Raw genomic sequence first — 17,110 nt, 5'->3', positions numbered from 1 at the left:
GAGGTGAAACCGCATGAATCCAATGATTGAATTTTGTGTCAGCAATCTGGCTCACGGCTCTCAGGAAGCCCGGGCGATTTTGGAGAAGGATCCCAACCTTGATGTCCTTGAATATGGCTGTTTAAGCTATTGCGGGACATGCATGGAATCGCTTTTCGCTCTGGTAAACGGAGAAGTCGTCATGGGTGAAACGCCTGCTGAGCTTGTTGAGAATATATATACCTTTATTGAAGAAAATCCAATGTTTTAAAGAAAAGGGCCTGGACAGGCCCTTTTTTATTTTGCCGTACAAAAGAACTAAAAAAATGTGTAGACATCAAAAAATATTATTGTTATCGTATAAAAGATATTTTTTTAAATAAAATTTAAGAGGTGTACGAGTATTCATGAATGTTCTGTGGGGGCTGCTGGGCGCAGTTGCGATCATTGCTATCGCGTTTTTATTTTCAGAAAAGAAAAGCAATATTAAGATAAGAACCGTCATCGTTGGTTTATGCACACAGGTGGCGTTTGGATACATCGTGTTGAAATGGGAAGCGGGACGCGCTGTTTTTTTATGGTTTTCAAGCCGTGTACAGCTTCTGATTGACTATGCGAATGAAGGCATCAGTTTTATTTTTGGACCGCTTCTAAAGGTCGGAGACAGTCCGGCCTTTGCATTAAGTGTACTGCCCGTTATCATTTTCTTCTCAGCACTGATTGCAGTTTTATATCATTTGAAAATCATGCAGCTCGTTTTCCGTGTCATTGGCGGCGGATTGTCGAAGCTCCTTGGAACAAGCAAAACGGAATCTCTGGCGGCTGCTGCCAATATTTTTGTAGGACAATCAGAATCTCCGTTAGTGATCAAACCCCTGATTGCCGGGCTGACGCGCTCTGAGTTGTTTACGATTATGACGAGCGGTCTATCGGCAGTTGCGGGATCTACCTTGTTTGGGTACGCGCTTCTCGGTATTCCGATTGAATACTTGCTGGCGGCCAGCTTTATGGCTGCTCCAGCTGGACTAGTCTTTGGTAAATTGATTATACCCGAAACGGAAAAAACGCAAACCGTAAAAAGCGATTTCAAAATGGATGAAGGCGAAGGCGCAGCCAATGTCATTGACGCAGCGGCAAAGGGAGCGTCAACAGGACTGCAAATTGCGTTAAACGTTGGGGCGATGCTGCTTGCGTTCGTTGCGTTAATCGCTGTAGTAAACGGTATTCTCGGCGGGGCTTTCGGCTTGTTCGGTTTAAAAGGCGTAACATTAGAATCCATTCTCGGCTATGTGTTTTCTCCTATCGCCTTTTTGATTGGCGTGCCTTGGCATGAAGCATTGCAGGCGGGAAGCTATATCGGCCAGAAGTTGGTGCTGAATGAGTTTGTCGCTTATTCTAACTTCGGTCCGCACATCGGCGAGTTTTCTAAGAAAACTGCTACCATTATCAGTTTCGCATTATGCGGATTCGCCAATTTTTCATCAATTGCGATTATGCTTGGTACGCTGGGCGGATTAGCACCCAGCCGCCGTTCAGATATCGCGCGTCTCGGCCTGAAGGCTGTTCTTGCAGGAACATTAGCCAATCTGCTCAGCGCAGCCATTGCCGGCATGTTTATATAAACGATAAAAGCTCCTTGCGTCAGTGCAAGGAGCTTTTATGTATGAAAAACGGGGGATAATTGTATTGTGTCCGCTTATAATAGCTTTTATACTAAGAAAAAGAAAAAAAGTTGGAGGCACCTATGAACTCATTTCGATTTACCAAAATGCACGGCCTGGGAAACAGTTATATTTATGTGAATCAATTTGAAGAACAGCTTCCAGAAGAAAAACTGTCAGAGATTGCAATTCAGGTTTCTTCTGTTTATACAGGGATCGGATCCGACGGAATGATCCTGATATGCCCATCAGACCAAGCGCCTGTTAAAATGCGGATTTTTAATAATGACGGGTCTGAAGGGAAAAACTGCGGCAACGGCCTGCGCTGCGTCGCAAAATACGCATATGAGCATAAGCTGGTTGAGGAAACATCTTTTCTGATTGAAACTCTCTCCGGGCTTGTGAAAGCGGAGGTTCAAGTCGAAAACGGAAAAGTGAATGTGGTCACTGTCGATATGGGCGAACCGCGCTTGACAAAATCCGAGCTTCCGATGCTTGACGGCGGGGAAGAGCACACAATCAATGAAACGATGGCATTTGGTGAAGTAGAACTAACAGGCACTGCCGTTTCAATGGGAAATCCGCATATCGTTTTTCCGATCGCAGACATTGAACAGGCACCCTTAACGACACTGGGACCGGTGATTGAGAAAGATCCGAGATTTCCGGAAGGCATCAATGTGGAATTCGTTGAAACCGTGAATGAACAAGAATTGCATTTCCGCGTCTGGGAACGGGGATCTGGGATTACTCAGGCATGCGGGACAGGAGCATGTGCAGCGGCGGTCGCATCTGTATTAAACGGCGTATCAAAGCGAAATCAAGACATCACGGTGCATTTAGCAGGCGGGGATTTGGTGATAAACTGGAAAGATAACGGCCATGTAATGATGACAGGGCCGGCTGAAACCGTTTGTGAGGGTGTCTATTTCTTGTAAAACACCTTGTTTGAGAATTGGAACGATCATGTTTATAATAAAAGACAGCAACCGGTTTTTAAAAGGAGGTTCACAATGATGAGCAACCCGGTAACAATTACAGAAGCAGCTGCTTTGCATATAAAAGATATGATGAAAGAGCATGAAGAAGAAAACGCGTTTCTGCGTGTAGGCGTCAAAGGCGGCGGCTGCAGCGGACTTTCTTACGGCATGGGCTTTGAGCATGAAAAGAGTGAATCAGACAGTGTGTTTGATCAGCACGGCATCACTGTTCTAGTTGACAAAGAAAGCCTTGACATCATGAACGGCACCGTGATTGATTATAAACAATCCATGCTCGGCGGCGGCTTCACCATCGACAATCCAAACGCCATCGCTTCATGCGGCTGCGGTTCTTCGTTCAGAACAGCAACGAATGCAGGCCAGCCTGAAGAGTGCTAAGCACTAAAAACGGATAGCAACTATTACTGACGCTTTTCTTAGCGATAAATCATCGTTAAGGGAGGCGTTTTTATTATGGGTAAATGATGCAGAGAGTACCGGGGACTTAGGCAAGAGAAACGCTGCTTTGTTGTTTGGTTTTTTTGTTGTAAATACAGCAAAGTTACGCTATATTTAATGCAGAGTATATTTTATTGCATTTACAACAAAATCGCGATAGGGAGTTGATGATGAAGAAGATTTTTGGAATGGTAACAAGGTCAGTATCTGTTCCGTGTTTAAATATATTAAAAAGGGACACAAGACAATTGAATTTTAAATAGAGGGGCTGAATCCGAACAATGAGTGTAAAAATGAAAAAATGCAGCCGGGAAGATTTACAAACACTTCAACAATTGAGTATTGAAACATTCAATGACACTTTTAAAGAACAGAACTCACCTGAAAATATGAAAGCCTATTTAGAAAGCGCATTTAACACTGAGCAGCTGGAAAAAGAGTTATCCAATATGTCTTCGCAATTCTTTTTTGTTTACTTTGATCATGAAATCGCTGGATATGTAAAGGTCAATATCGATGATGCTCAGTCTGAAGAAATGGGTGCTGAATCACTTGAAATCGAGAGAATTTATATAAAGAACAGCTTTCAAAAACATGGGCTTGGCAAACATCTGCTGAATAAAGCTATAGAAATTGCGCTGGAACGTAATAAAAAGAACATTTGGCTAGGTGTATGGGAAAAAAATGAAAATGCCATTGCCTTTTATAAGAAAATGGGGTTTGTTCAGACCGGCGCCCACTCTTTTTATATGGGCGATGAAGAACAAACGGATTTAATCATGGCTAAAACACTCATATAACATTTTTCGAAGGGTGGATGATGATGTATATTCCAAAATATTTTAAGGTCACAAATGCTGAAGAAATTTGGAATTTTGTACAAGAAAACTCCTTTGGTACGATTGTCACAACAGAACAAGGAAAACCAATTGCCACACATTTGCCGTTAGGATTCAATAAAAAAGATGATCATTACTATATTACGGGGCATTTCGCTTATGGAAATCCTCAGTGGAGAACGTTTGAAGCCTGTGAAGATGTGCTTGTGATGTTTCAGGGACCGCACGCTTATATTTCTTCTTCCTGGTATTCGCGCGAAAATGTTCCGACGTGGAATTATCAGGCTGTCCACATGTATGGAAAAGCAAGTATGTTAGAGAAAGATGAATTAGCAGAAGAATTAACAATCATGCTGGAAAAATACGAAAAACATCGTGACAATCCTGTGTTATGGGATAAGCTTTCTCCAAAACTCTTAGAACGTGAATTGAAAGGTATCGTTGGATTTAAGATTAAGGTGGAAGATATTCAAGCGGCATATAAATTAAGCCAGAACCGAAATGAAACGGATTATATGAACATCATTGAACAGTTGCAAAATGAAGAAAATCCAAATGCAAAACAAATGGCAGAACTGATGGAAGATAAATTCAAAAAGCAAATATAAGCTTACTTTGCTGAAGAAGTAGCAGAAAACGCCAACTCAAGCGGAGAACCGCTGACTTGGCGTTTTTTTATGATTAATATTTATCCCCATTAAAAATGGAATTCTTCACAATCACATAATCCACATTGCGGATGGCGTCAAGCTTTGTTCCGCCTGCATAAGAAATAGAAGATTGAAGATCCTGCTCCATTTCAATCAGTGTATCCTTGATTGAGCCTTTATGCGCCACGTGCATTTTTTTGCCTTCGACATTTTTCTTTTCGCCTTTTTGGAATTCAGAGGCTGAGCCGAAGTACTCTTTGTAAAGCTTTCCGTCTTTTTCGATTGTTTGGCCTGGCGATTCTTCGTGTCCGGCAAATAGTGAACCGATCATGACCATCGTTGCGCCGAATCGGATTGATTTTGCGATGTCGCCATGGGTGCGAATGCCGCCATCCGCGATAATCGGTTTGCTGGCTGCCTTGGCACACCAGCGCAGCGCCGCTAATTGCCAGCCGCCTGTACCAAAGCCGGTTTTGATTTTCGTAATACATACTTTTCCCGGTCCGATGCCGACTTTAGTGGCATCCGCTCCCGCATTTTCAAGCTCTCTGACTGCTTCTGGCGTTCCGACATTGCCAGCAATAACAAAGCTGTCCGGCAAATGTTTTTTAAGGTGCTGAATCATTTCAATGACAGCATTTGAGTGCCCGTGAGCAATGTCAATTGTCACGTATTCAGGAGTCAGATTTTCTTCTGCCAGCTGGCGGACAAATTCATACTCCTCATCTTTGACGCCCACGCTGATAGAAGAGAATAACCCGCGTGCGTTCATATCTTTAATAAAATTAATCCGTTTTTCAGGTTCAAATCGGTGCATCACATAAAAGTAGCCATTTTCGGCTAATGAAATCGCTAGTTTTTCATCTATAATCGTCTGCATATTGGCAGGGACGACGGGTAATTTAAATGTACGTCCGCCTAAACGTACGGATGTATCACATTCTGAACGGCTATTTACAATGCATTTTGCAGGAATTAGCTGAATATCTTCGTAATCAAATACGTTTTCCATGGTTTTCACTCCTAAAAACGAATATTTAAAAGTATAATATATGAAATGTTCGCCTTCTATAATGTACTCTGTTTTATTTAGGATGTCAAACATTATGATTTGCTGGCAGGTGTGGTCAAGTGCCGAAGCTTGTCATGCAGGGTGAGTTTAGGTATCATAGTTTTAACGAATGGTCTTAGAGAGCGGATCAAAACGCGAATGATATACGTTCAGCAAAGCATGGTCGTTCAGCACCAGGCTTTCTTTATGGCATGGACATGGGAAAGGAGCGAATAAGATGGCCCAAAACGAAGAAAAAACACCGAAGTCCCAAAAGATTCAGGACCGCATTATTATGGCAATGATCTGGGTAGTCGCAGCCCTTGTGATTGCGCTGGTTGTAGGAACTGCATTGAATTATATAAATATCTTCAAATAAAAAAGGAGCTGTGTCGCAGACACAAGCTCCTTTTTTTATTATTTATTTTCAAAAAGACTTGTTGAGTGAAGAGGCTGTACGCGGGCTTTCGGGTCCATGTAAGCCTTGGCGTTGTTCACTGCTGTCGGTGCCTCACCGAAGCCGCTGGCAATCAGGTTGACTTTTCCTTCGTATGTACAAATGTCACCTGCTGCAAAGAAGCCTTCGATATTTGTTTCCATTGTTGATTTCACGACAATGGAATTTTTCTCGATGTCCAGGCCCCAGTTTTTGATCGGTCCAAGAGATGAAACGAAACCGTAGTTGACGATTAAGTCATCAATTTCTAAAATCTCTTTGCGGTCGCCTTTCACTTCTTCAAGCACTAGCTGTTCGATTTTGTCTTCGCCGATCAGCTCCGCAGGGACGAATGGTGTCAGGACATTAACCTTCGACGCATGAAGGTTTTCCACACTGTGCTCGTGCGCACGGAACTTGTCGCGGCGGTGAATGATCGATACTTCTTTTGCGATTGGCTCAAGCATAAGCGCCCAGTCAACCGCGGAATCTCCACCGCCAAGGATCGCAACGCGTCTGCCGGCAAATTTTTGCAGATCGTCAACGAAGTAATGGAGGTTTTTGCCTTCATACTGCTCGGCATTTTCAAGTTCCAGCTTTCTCGGTTTGAATGCGCCGTTTCCTGCAGTGATGATGACTGTTTTAGAGTAGTGGGTTTCTTCATTTGTTACAAGCTTAAACACGCCGTCCGCTTGTTTCTCAACAGATTCAACCGCTTGCTCCAGACAAATGGTTTGGTCGAATTTCGCCATTTGCTCTTTTAGGTTATTGATAAGCTCTTGCGCGCGGATTTTCGGGAATCCCGCTACATCATATATATACTTCTCAGGGTATAGGGCGCTAAGCTGTCCGCCGAGCTGAGGCAGGCTTTCGATAATTTTGACGCTTGCCTGTCTCATCCCGCCGTAAAAAGCGGTGAATAAGCCGACCGGTCCCCCGCCTATAATTGTAATATCATATACCTTTGTATCCTCTCGCATACGAAAATTGCCTCCTAAATGAAAATTGTTATTAATTATACCATATTGCCGTTCAAATTGACGAGTCAGCAGAAAAAATCGTAAGGATCTAACGTGCCCATCCGTTCTTGAAAATATTTCCGCAGGCCGCTACGATAATAACCAAATGAAATGATCTTTTTCTGAATGTTTCTTGGGCCAGCCGGATAAACATGATAATAGTGCTACGGGTAAGGACTTCACAAAAAACTTTTCAATATATTTCATAAAATCCCGCCAATAAGCTGAAGCTAACACAAATGATGATTTTATTATGGGTCTAACAAAAGCAAAAAAAGAGAAGGTGGATGTGATGGCATTGAATAAGCCCAAAATCGTGATTTTAGGTGCAGGATATGGCGGATTGATGACGGTGACAAGGCTGACGAAGTATGTCGGGCCGAATGATGCTGACATTACGCTTGTAAATAAACACAATTATCATTATGAAACGACATGGATGCATGAAGCGAGCGCGGGTACGCTCCATCATGACCGCTGCCGTTATCAGATAAAAGATGTAATCAACCAGTCACGGGTGAATTTTGTACAGGATACCGTAAAGGCAATCAAAATTGATGAGAAAAAAGTTGTGCTTGCGAATGGAGAATTGCAGTACGATTATTTAGTCATCGGGCTCGGCGCCGTGCCTGAAACGTTCGGCATTAAAGGCTTAAAAGAATATGCGTTTCCGATTGCCAACATCAACACGTCGCGCCTGCTGCGGGAACATATTGAGCTGCAGTTTGCGACTTACAATACGGAAGCGGAAAAACGGCCGGACAGGTTAACGATCGTTGTTGGCGGTGCCGGATTTACGGGAATTGAATTTCTTGGCGAGCTGGCTGCTCGCGTGCCGGAGCTCTGTAAGGAATATGACGTTGACAGAAGCCTTGTCCGCATCATTTGTGTGGAAGCAGCGCCGACCGTTTTGCCGGGCTTTGATCCGGAACTTGTTGATTACGCCGTACATTATCTTGAGGAAAACGGAGTTGAGTTCAAGATCGGCACGGCTGTACAAGAATGTACACCGGAAGGAGTCAGAGTCGGCAAAAAAGATGAGGAACCAGAGCAGATCAAATCGCAAACCGTTGTATGGGCAGCAGGTGTCCGCGGCCATCCGATTGTAGAGGAGGCCGGTTTTGAAAATATGCGCGGCCGGGTGAAAGTCAACCCTGATCTTCGCGCCCCAGGACATGACAATGTCTTTATTCTCGGCGACAGCTCGCTGTTTATGAATGAAGATACAGAGCGCCCGTATCCGCCGACTGCGCAAATTGCAATGCAGCAGGGCATAACGGTCGCTAAAAACCTTGGCAGGCTTATTAAAGGCGGAGAGCTTGAGGAATTCAAGCCGGACATTAAGGGAACAGTGGCTTCTCTTGGCGAGCATAACGCGGTTGGGGTTGTTTATGGCAGAAAGCTGAAAGGCACGCCCGCTTCGTTTATGAAAAAAGTCATTGATAACCGCTCGCTGTTTATGATTGGCGGACTCGGACTGACACTGAAAAAAGGCAAGTTCAAGTTTTTCTAAAAACCCGCGGAAGCGGGTTTTCTTTATTAAAAAACGCCAAAATAAAAAGAGAATGAGAGGAAAATAAGTATGTTTCCGCTTACATCAAAAGATTTGTCACATGATCTGACTTTATTGTTGACAGCTTGATATGGTATATTATCAGAAAATTAAGAAAAAGGGTGATGATTAGATGAAAACTGCAACGACAACCGCTTCACATGCATGCCCATTTTGTTCAGGGAAAGGATATTTTCAATTGATTCTCGGCGGTTCAGAGACTTGTCCGTCTTGCCAGGGGACAGGAAAAGACAGTCATTCTTTTTCCAGCCGTTGACTTTATTTCAGCCCACGCGTTACACTAAAAACAACGCAGGGGGGTGGAATAGGTTGATTAGTCTGCCAGTCGTAATCATCTCAATTGTTTTGTTTTTTGTCTTGTTTTTTGGAATCGGTTTCTTATTAAACATGCTGCTGAGAATGTCTTGGATTATGGCTGTGATTTATCCGATTGTATGCCTTTTCATTATCAGCAAAGAAAAGCTGATCAGCTATGTCCAGTCGCCGGGAGAATCCTTTGCCAGCCTGTTTCATCGTGTCTTATCATTAGCGGCTGCCGATGTGCTGATTTTAGTCAGCGGTTTGGCCGGCGCCATCGTGTCCGGTATAGCGATCAACATGCTCAGAAAAAGAGGATATCAAATGTTTTAAATGCCGCTTTCTTCTAAAGAAAGCTTTTTTTATGCGTTCAGCTCATTCATCATTTTGAATAATGCTCTCTCCACTTGGGAACAATGATTCGGAGGAGAGGTGAATGATGTTGAATATGATCAGACGTTTGCTGATGACCTGTTTATTTCTGCTTGCATTTGGCACGACATTTTTATCAGTGTCAGGAATTGAAGCGAAGGACTTGTCAAAATGGGTGCAGGAACATCAGGAAAAGCACTTGAAGCATGCAGGACTGACATTAAAAGCATTGCAGCAGAAACAAACACAAACCACGTCCGCGGCTGAGGATAAAACAAAACCGTTAGAAGAGGCATTTGATTGGGATGAATATCCAGTCCAAAGAGTAACAGCAACAGGCTACACAGCAGGAGCTGAGTCGACGGGCAAAAATCCCGGTGATCCATTATACGGGCTTACATATTCAGGTGTGAAAGTGAAACGGGATTTATATTCCACGGTTGCTGCTGACCCGTCCGTTTTCCCGATCGGAACAATTTTATTCATTCCGAACTACGGTCTCGGAGTTGTGGCCGACACAGGATCAGCTATTAAGGGAAACCGCCTTGATCTGTACTTTGAGACAGTCAAAGATGTATACAATGAATGGGGCAAAAAAACCCTTGATGTATATGTGATTAAAAAGGGAACGGGAAAGATTACCGAGGATGAGCTTGAGAAGCTCAATGAAACAAAATCTTTGCAAGTGTTCAGAAATCAATATAAAACTGTGAAAGAATAAAACGCTCCAGCGAAAGCAGGAGCGTTTTTTTACATGAAAAAGTAAGCGAGTGCCAATGTCAGTAAAATACCTGTTAGGCCTCCGAAAAAGACTTCGATCGGCTGATGTCCGAGAAGCTCTTTCAGCTTTTTTTGCTTTTCTTTCTCTGCAGCCTTAGGGAAGTCCTTCGCTTCATTTACGAAACGGTTAAAATCAATGACAAGCTTATTAATGACTGTTGCCTGCTCACCGGCGTGGCGTCTGACGCCAGTTGCGTCAAACATGGTTATGACGGCGAAAATGGCGGAAACCGCAAAGAGTGAGGAGTCTAATCCATGCTCCAAGGCTACGCCTGTTGAAAGTGCAGTGACCGCTGCGGAGTGAGAGCTGGGCATGCCGCCTGTGCTTGTGACCAGCGACCAGTCCAGTTTTCTGGACACGATAAACTGTATGGGCACTTTGATGACCTGAGCAAAAATAATTGCGGCCAGGCTTGATAATAAAGGAAAATTCGTTAAAAGTTCCATCGGCGACATCCTTTCTATTTGAAAAATCCTTCGTGTTTCAAAAGAAAAAAGCAAGTCTTAGACTGTTGTTTGTTAAAATAAGTATAGTGGAAAGAATGTTTTTCCTATTATACCATTGTTCATTACAAATACCCATTACGTTAGGAGTGTAAGCCTCATGTTTTATGCGGTTCAACAATCAGAGCATACAGAAACCCTTGTGGTCGGGCTTTTTCAAAAAAGCCAGCTGACAGGAAAAGCGTTGGAAATTGATGAAATGCTCGAAGGCCATCTGACACAGCTTTTAAAAGAGGGTGATGTCTCTGCAAAACCGAATCAAGTATCAAAAGTATTCCCTCCATCTTCTGCGGGTATGAAACGGATTTATTTCGTTGGTCTGGGGAGAGAAGCAAATTATTCGTTTGAACAGGCGAAGGAACGTTTTGCTCATGTTTTTCAAGCCATTCATAAAGATCGAAAACAAGAAACTGCTGTCCTGCTTGATACATTTATTTCGGAAGACGTGCCTCCAGCCGATGCCGCTCATGCTTTAGCTGAGAGCTGTCTGCTTGCTTCCTATGAGGTGCAGGATTATAAGCACAAATCAAATGAGCCTGACAAACAAATTGAAGCCGTGTATGTTGTAACAGATGAAGATACACAGGAAGTGCAGGCGGGGCTTCGCGTCGGCCAGGCATACGGACAAGGGACAAATTCGGCTAGAACGCTTGTGAATATGCCGGGAAACATGCTGACAGCGACTGACCTCGCTTCGTATGCTGAAGAGCTTGCGGCGAAATATGATTTTGAGTGTGAGATATTGGAGAAATCAGAGATGGAAGAGCTCGGTATGGGCGGAATACTTGCGGTAAACCAAGGCTCCACCGAACCGCCGAAAATGATTGTGTTGAAATATCAGGGCAAAAAGGAATGGGAAGACGTCGTCGGACTAGTCGGGAAAGGAATTACCTTTGACACAGGCGGCTACTCCATTAAAACGAAATCTGGAATTGTTGGCATGAAATCAGATATGGGAGGAGCAGCTGCGGTTCTCGGGGCTATGGAAACGATCGGAGAGCTTCGTCCTGAACAAAACGTACTGTGCGTTATTCCATCAACCGATAATATGGTCTCCGGCGGGGCCATGAAGCCGGATGACGTGATCGTATCTTTAAGCGGAAAAACAATAGAAATCCTTAATACGGATGCTGAAGGAAGGCTAGTGCTTGCAGATGGCATTACATACGCGAAACAGCATGGCGCATCAGTTCTTGTCGATGTAGCTACGCTTACCGGCGGCGTCGTTGTGGCATTAGGAACAGAAACAACCGGTGCAATGACAAATGATCAAATCTTTTACCAGCAGGTAGCTGATGCTGCACAAGAGTGCGGCGAGGCAATCTGGCAGCTGCCGATAACAGAGAAGGATAAAAAACGCGTGAAAAGCAGCCAAATGGCGGATCTCAACAATTCACCGGGACGCGAGGGACATGCGATTATGGCAGGAACGTTTCTTGGTGAATTCGCTGAGTCAACACCTTGGGTTCACCTTGATATTGCAGGCACAGCGACTGCCAATAAAGCAACCTGCTTCGGGCCGTCCGGGGCTACTGGCGTTATGGCAAGAACACTGGCTACACTTGCGGAGCGATTTACATTGGAAGAAGATAAAAACGAGTAATGAAAAATCCCTGCTGTATGATGCGGCAGGGATTTTTTTCTTCCGGGATCTTTAGTTGACTAAAGTGGATCGGTTATGATACGATACGTTCGTACTTTATTTATCTACTACATTAGCAAACTAAAGGATTTTTGGAGGGGTATCATCATGAATGCAGTCGTCATCGCAGTCCTGCTTATGCTTGTATTAAGCCTGCTGCGTGTCAATATTGTTATCGCATTAATTATAGGCGCCTTGGCCGGCGGGTTAACAGGCGGGCTCGGTCTTGGCGAAACGGTTAAAGCTTTCACAGACGGTCTCGGCGGAAATGCCACCGTTGCAGTCAGCTATGCCATGCTTGGCGCGTTTGCCGCCGCTTTGACGAAAACGGGTCTTCCGGACGCAATGGTGGAAGCCTCCGTTAAATTAATCGGAAATAAAGAAGATTCTCGAAAAAAAGCACTGTCTAAGGTGCTGATTGTGCTGATTATTTTAATTGTATCTTGTTTTTCGCAAAACGTCGTTCCGGTTCACATCGCGTTTATTCCGGTGCTGATTCCGCCGCTTTTGAAAATCTTTAATGAACTTGAAATGGACCGCCGTCTGATCGCGTGTGTAATTACATTTGGCTTAACGGCTCCTTATATTTTGCTTCCGGTCGGTTTCGGTCAAATCTTCCAGGGAATGCTGAAGGACAATATGGCGGATGCCGGGTTAAACGTTCCGCTTGCTGATATTCCGTACGCACTGATTATTCCAGTTGCAGGTATGGTTGTCGGCCTTATTTTATCAGTGATCGTATACCGTAAACCGAAACAATATGAAACAAAAGACATTTCAGGTGCAGAAGCATCGCCATATACGAGAAAAAGTATTGGTATCGCGGTTCTAGCCATTGTTGTGTCACTCGGCGTCCAGCTTTACTTATCTCAGACTTTGGGAGTAGAAGGAATGATTATGGGGGCGCTCGCTGGTCTGATTGTTCTGTTTGTCAGCGGTGTGATGAAGCGTGATGAAGCGGACTCACTGATTACTGATGGAATGGTTTTAATGGCCTTTATAGGCTTTGTCATGCTTGTTGCAGCCGGGTTTTCAAACGTATTGACGAAAACCGGGGATGTCGAGTCACTGGTCAAAACGTCAGCTGGTTTTATCGGACACAGTCAGTCCTTGGGCGCATTGCTGATGCTCATTGTCGGCTTATTAATTACAATGGGAATCGGATCTTCTTTTGCGACGATTCCTGTTATCACAACCATCTTTGTGCCTCTATGCATGCAGCTAGGATTCAGCCCGATGGCAACGATTGCGATTATCGGAGCTGCTGCTGCCCTCGGCGATGCCGGTTCACCTGCCAGTGACAGTACGCTTGGGCCGACTTCAGGTTTGAGTGCGGACGGCCAGCATCACCACATTTGGGATACTTGTGTGCCGACATTTATATTTTATAATATTCCGCTTGTCATCTTTGGCTGGATTGCAGCGCTTGTTTTATAGGAAAAAGGCTCCCCTTTACTGGGGAGCCTTTTCTCGTTATGATAAAAAAACCGTCCAATAGAACGGCTTACATGGACGATATGTGATTTCTGTTAAAGCCGGTTGCTTTATGAATAGAGCGGTAGATTGCTGGTGCGATAAACGACAGTATCACAGCCAGCGCTGTATCTTTTACCATAAACCAAATCATAAAGCCCCAAGCCGTGCCGTAGCTCACTGGCGTATGAATCCACAGCTTCAGTGCAAGATACATATAGGTAGTGCCGATGAGATACATGATCGCCGTTCCGATAAGTGAAGCAATGAGAAATCGAATTTTACTTGGCTGAATGTTTCGTTCTAAAAACCATCCCGCTGCAAATGCTGCCGGGATGTATGAGATAATAAACCCGCCGCTTTTCCCTGCAAACGGTGCGAAGCCTGCTGAAAATTGAGCAAACACAGGCGCTCCGGCCAATCCGACAAGTGCATATACAATCATGGCAATCGCTGCTCGTTTGCTGCCAAGAAGCAAAGCAGCCAAGAGACAGAAAAACGGCTGCATCGAAAGCGGAATGCCGGCTACTTGTAAAAAGGGTGCTACTGATGTAATGTTGGCCCCGACAGCCATAAGTGCGGCGAACATGCCAATCAGCGCCATATCTCCCGCACGAAGTTTACGTTGTTTCATCGTTGTTCCCCCTTAGGTTGACATACACAATCATAGAGTAATAAAGAACAAAAAGATTGTCAACATGATTTTGAATTAGGTTAACAAAAAGGAGGCCCATATGTATTTCGGAAAAACAAGACAATCCGATCAATCTGGAAGAGTGCCGTCAAATCAAAACGTCACCACTTCATTTCCTGTGCTTCATACCGGAGATGTCCCATATTACGAAGATATGACGAAATGGAATCTTCAAGTATACGGTTTGGTTGACCATCCGATGCTGCTAAGCTTTGAAGATGTCAAAGCCTTTCCACGGTATGAATCGAAAAATGACATTCATTGCGTCACGGGATGGTCAAGGCTTGATAATGTGTGGCAAGGCGTGCGGGCTTGTGATATAGCGGAAAAAGCGGGTGTAAAAGAAGAAGCGGGCTACGTCATTTTACATGCTGAAGAGGGCTGGACGACCAATCTGCCGCTTGATGATTTCTTAGCGGAAACTTCCCTTCTGGCTTATGCGCATAATGGCGAACCTTTAACCCCTGAACACGGCTTTCCGCTGCGGGGTGTATTTCCGCATCTATATTTTTGGAAAAGCGCCAAGTGGCTGCGCGGCATCCAATTTACGAAAGAAAATCACCCTGGCTTTTGGGAGCGGAATGGCTATCACATGAGAGGCGACCCATGGCAAAATCAAAGGTTTACATGGGATTAAGGTTCTATTTCAAATAGGACAATCCGCATCTTTATTAGGTTTTTATTTCCATATTGTTAGTCTGCAGGTACCTTATTTGATCAAGGTGCCTTTTTTATTCGGGAAAAAGTTGACTTTCTTTGGAAGAAAACCTATTATTTGAGGTGTCTAGTTGATAGTGAAAATCATTATCATACATTGCGGTTTAGTTTAAGGAGAGGAATGTCGTACTGCATGAAAGAGCAAACAACAGACCGGACAAATGGCGGGACATCAAACGCATTTACGATTCCTGGTACGGAAGTGCGTATGATGTCTTCACGCAATGAAAACCGTACCTATCACATTTTTATCTCGAAACCTAGTACGCCGCCGCCACCCGCTGGTTATCCTGTGATTTATCTGCTGGATGCCAATTCTGTCTTCGGAACGATGACGGAAGCCGTTCGAATACAGGGACGCCGACCCGAAAAAACCGGGGTGATCCCTGCAGTGATCGTCGGCATTGGCTATGAGACAGCGGAGCCGTTCTCTTCAGCACGCCACCGGGATTTTACAATGCCAACAGCCCAATCGAAGCTGCCGGAAAGGCCCGACGGCAGAGAATGGCCGGAGCATGGCGGAGCGGAGGGCTTTTTCAGATTTATTGAAGAGGATTTAAAACCGGAGATAGAACGAGATTACCAGATTGATAAAAATAGACAAACAATCTTTGGCCATTCGCTCGGAGGGCTTTTCGTGCTGCAGGTGCTGCTAACAAAGCCCGATGCGTTTCAAACGTATATCGCAGGAAGTCCGTCCATTCATTGGAATAAACCGTTTATTCTCGAGAAAACGGACCATTTCGTCTCTCTCACCAAGAAAAACAATCAGCCTATCAATATCCTGCTTGCCGCAGGAGAATTAGAGCAGCATCATAAAAGCCGGATGAATGATAATGCAAGGAAGCTTTATGAGCGGCTGGCCGTTTTATCTGAACAAGGCATACGAGCAGAATTTTGCGAGTTTTCAGGAGAAGGACATATTTCAGTTCTTCCAGTTTTGGTCAGCCGGGCGCTGCGTTTTGCGCTTCACCCTGACGGACCGCATCTATCAATGGGCTGAGACATACTCAGCCTTGCCCTCTAAAAAAATATTTGTCACTGAAATTATATTTGACTGTCCCATGACATTTGGATATGATTATTTTTATAATTGATAATGATAATCATTATCAATGGATTGCGTTTTTCAAGGCGCAGCAGTCTTTTTCGCTGGATGTCTGTTCGGCATTGGAGCGAAGAAAGGAATTGATGATATGAATGCAAAGAGTATAGAGGGAAAAATTGCTTTTATAACAGGGGCTGCCCAAGGAATAGGCGAAGCTGTTGCGCGGACGCTTGCCAGTCAAGGCGCACATATTGCGGCAGTTGATTATAATCCTGAAAAGCTGGAAAAGGTTGTGAGCAGCCTCAAAGCAGAAGACCGCCATGCAGAAGCTTTTCCTGCGGATGTGAGAGACAGCGCGGCGATTGATGAGATCACGGCGCGCATCGAACGTGAAATGGGGCCGATTGATATTTTAGTGAATGTAGCGGGTGTCCTTCGCCCGGGACTGATCCATTCGCTTAGCGATGAGGAATGGGAGGCGACGTTCTCAGTGAATTCGACTGGCGTATTTAACGCCTCGCGTTCAGTCAGCAAATATATGATGGACCGAAGATCAGGTTCGATTGTAACAGTCGGATCGAATGCTGCCGGTGTACCAAGAACATCTATGGCGGCATATGCGTCTTCAAAGGCTGCGGCTGTGATGTTTACGAAATGCCTTGGCCTTGAGCTTGCAGAATACAATATTCGCTGCAACATTGTATCTCCCGGATCAACGGAAACTGACATGCAGTGGTCATTATGGGCCGACGAGAATGGAGCGGAGCAAGTCATAAAAGGATCACTTGAGACATTTAAAACAGGGATCCCGCTCAAAAAACTAGCCAAGCCTTCGGATATTGCGGATGCGGTGCTCTTTTTGGTTTCTGGCCAGGCAGGGCATATTACGATGCATAATTTATGCGTAGATGGCGGCGCGACCTTAGGCGTGTAACT

Annotated in this window: 20 protein-coding genes; 16 read left to right on the top strand and 4 right to left on the bottom strand. The window is 44.5% G+C overall.

The features are described 5' to 3' along the window. Positions 1 to 13 precede the first annotated feature (13 nt). From AC07VD_RS00640 to paiB, 6 genes are all read left to right on the top strand, one after another. Positions 14 to 250 carry a YuzB family protein gene (locus AC07VD_RS00640; RefSeq protein WP_003222913.1) on the top strand — a complete coding sequence of 79 codons (237 nt, stop codon included), beginning with the start codon at positions 14 to 16 and terminating at the stop codon, positions 248 to 250. A gap of 136 nt (positions 251 to 386) precedes the next feature. Beyond that, positions 387 to 1,601, top strand: coding sequence for a NupC/NupG family nucleoside CNT transporter (locus AC07VD_RS00635; RefSeq protein ID WP_003228710.1), 1,215 nt, complete (start codon positions 387 to 389; stop codon positions 1,599 to 1,601). A gap of 122 nt (positions 1,602 to 1,723) precedes the next feature. After that, positions 1,724 to 2,578 (top strand): diaminopimelate epimerase, encoded by an 855-nt coding sequence (dapF, locus tag AC07VD_RS00630; RefSeq protein WP_003243745.1) that lies wholly within the window; start codon positions 1,724 to 1,726, stop codon positions 2,576 to 2,578. A gap of 78 nt (positions 2,579 to 2,656) precedes the next feature. Further along, a complete protein-coding gene (locus AC07VD_RS00625) occupies positions 2,657 to 3,019 on the top strand; it encodes a HesB/IscA family protein (RefSeq protein ID WP_494721631.1) in 363 nt (120 codons plus the stop codon). 341 nt (positions 3,020 to 3,360) lie between these two features. Further along, entirely contained in the window at positions 3,361 to 3,879 is a 519-nt protein-coding gene (paiA, locus tag AC07VD_RS00620; protein ID WP_014477872.1) for a spermidine/spermine N(1)-acetyltransferase, read from the top strand. Between the two features lie 23 nt (positions 3,880 to 3,902). After that, entirely contained in the window at positions 3,903 to 4,526 is a 624-nt protein-coding gene (paiB, locus tag AC07VD_RS00615) for a protease synthase/sporulation negative transcriptional regulator PaiB (protein WP_069322868.1), read from the top strand. Positions 4,527 to 4,599: 73 nt separating this feature from the next. On the opposite strand, the gene guaC is transcribed toward paiB, so the two are convergent. Further along, a complete protein-coding gene (gene guaC, locus AC07VD_RS00610) occupies positions 4,600 to 5,580 on the bottom strand; it encodes a GMP reductase (protein WP_445214160.1) in 981 nt (326 codons plus the stop codon). Positions 5,581 to 5,857: 277 nt separating this feature from the next. On the opposite strand from guaC, the gene AC07VD_RS00605 reads away from it, so the two are divergent. Then, positions 5,858 to 5,998 carry a hypothetical protein gene (locus tag AC07VD_RS00605; protein ID WP_003228723.1) on the top strand — a complete coding sequence of 47 codons (141 nt, stop codon included), beginning with the start codon at positions 5,858 to 5,860 and terminating at the stop codon, positions 5,996 to 5,998. A 38-nt stretch (positions 5,999 to 6,036) separates the two neighbouring features. On the opposite strand, the gene yumC is transcribed toward AC07VD_RS00605, so the two are convergent. Then, positions 6,037 to 7,035: a ferredoxin--NADP reductase 2 gene (gene yumC, locus AC07VD_RS00600; RefSeq protein WP_003220618.1), complete on the bottom strand. Its 999-nt coding sequence runs from the start codon at positions 7,033 to 7,035 to the stop codon at positions 6,037 to 6,039. 331 nt (positions 7,036 to 7,366) lie between these two features. Here yumC and AC07VD_RS00595 point away from each other — a divergent pair, with 331 nt between their 5' ends. The 4 genes from AC07VD_RS00595 to spsC all read left to right on the top strand — a co-directional run bounded on the left by AC07VD_RS00595 (position 7,367) and on the right by spsC (position 10,037). Then, positions 7,367 to 8,587, top strand: coding sequence for an NAD(P)/FAD-dependent oxidoreductase (locus AC07VD_RS00595; RefSeq protein ID WP_010886605.1), 1,221 nt, complete (start codon positions 7,367 to 7,369; stop codon positions 8,585 to 8,587). Positions 8,588 to 8,759: 172 nt separating this feature from the next. Beyond that, positions 8,760 to 8,903, top strand: a complete 144-nt coding sequence (locus AC07VD_RS00590; protein WP_003243733.1) for a YuiA family protein — start codon at positions 8,760 to 8,762, stop codon at positions 8,901 to 8,903. 53 nt (positions 8,904 to 8,956) lie between these two features. Continuing rightward, entirely contained in the window at positions 8,957 to 9,277 is a 321-nt protein-coding gene (locus AC07VD_RS00585) for a YuiB family protein (protein WP_003243877.1), read from the top strand. A 103-nt stretch (positions 9,278 to 9,380) separates the two neighbouring features. Then, positions 9,381 to 10,037, top strand: a complete 657-nt coding sequence (gene spsC / locus AC07VD_RS00580; protein ID WP_072175151.1) for a stationary phase survival protein SpsC — start codon at positions 9,381 to 9,383, stop codon at positions 10,035 to 10,037. Between the two features lie 29 nt (positions 10,038 to 10,066). Here spsC and AC07VD_RS00575 read toward each other — a convergent pair whose 3' ends face one another. Then, positions 10,067 to 10,543 carry a divergent PAP2 family protein gene (locus AC07VD_RS00575; protein ID WP_003228732.1) on the bottom strand — a complete coding sequence of 159 codons (477 nt, stop codon included), beginning with the start codon at positions 10,541 to 10,543 and terminating at the stop codon, positions 10,067 to 10,069. A 157-nt stretch (positions 10,544 to 10,700) separates the two neighbouring features. Between AC07VD_RS00575 and AC07VD_RS00570 the strand changes: the two genes are divergently transcribed. Continuing rightward, on the top strand, positions 10,701 to 12,203 hold the full coding sequence (locus AC07VD_RS00570) for a leucyl aminopeptidase (protein ID WP_217017052.1): 1,503 nt from the start codon (positions 10,701 to 10,703) through the stop codon (positions 12,201 to 12,203). Between the two features lie 147 nt (positions 12,204 to 12,350). Continuing rightward, positions 12,351 to 13,679, top strand: coding sequence for a Na+/H+ antiporter family protein (locus AC07VD_RS00565; RefSeq protein ID WP_003228736.1), 1,329 nt, complete (start codon positions 12,351 to 12,353; stop codon positions 13,677 to 13,679). 67 nt (positions 13,680 to 13,746) lie between these two features. Here AC07VD_RS00565 and AC07VD_RS00560 read toward each other — a convergent pair whose 3' ends face one another. After that, the gene (locus AC07VD_RS00560) at positions 13,747 to 14,349 is read right to left on the bottom strand and encodes a biotin transporter BioY (protein WP_029318475.1); all 603 of its coding nucleotides are present in this window, start codon (positions 14,347 to 14,349) and stop codon (positions 13,747 to 13,749) included. A 100-nt stretch (positions 14,350 to 14,449) separates the two neighbouring features. Here AC07VD_RS00560 and AC07VD_RS00555 point away from each other — a divergent pair, with 100 nt between their 5' ends. The 3 genes from AC07VD_RS00555 (at position 14,450) to AC07VD_RS00545 (ending at position 17,108) form a co-directional block, all read left to right on the top strand. Continuing rightward, positions 14,450 to 15,046, top strand: coding sequence for a sulfite oxidase-like oxidoreductase (locus AC07VD_RS00555; protein ID WP_494721615.1), 597 nt, complete (start codon positions 14,450 to 14,452; stop codon positions 15,044 to 15,046). 213 nt (positions 15,047 to 15,259) lie between these two features. Then, complete coding sequence (gene besA / locus AC07VD_RS00550) at positions 15,260 to 16,129, top strand: ferri-bacillibactin esterase BesA (RefSeq protein WP_350415561.1); 870 nt, start codon at positions 15,260 to 15,262, stop codon at positions 16,127 to 16,129. Between the two features lie 193 nt (positions 16,130 to 16,322). Further along, positions 16,323 to 17,108 carry a 2,3-dihydro-2,3-dihydroxybenzoate dehydrogenase gene (locus AC07VD_RS00545; protein WP_494721632.1) on the top strand — a complete coding sequence of 262 codons (786 nt, stop codon included), beginning with the start codon at positions 16,323 to 16,325 and terminating at the stop codon, positions 17,106 to 17,108. Positions 17,109 to 17,110 lie beyond the last annotated feature (2 nt).

This window comes from Bacillus sp. GW821-FHT01G09 (genome assembly GCF_059422205.1).
This window is presented reverse-complemented; position numbering and strand designations above follow the sequence as displayed.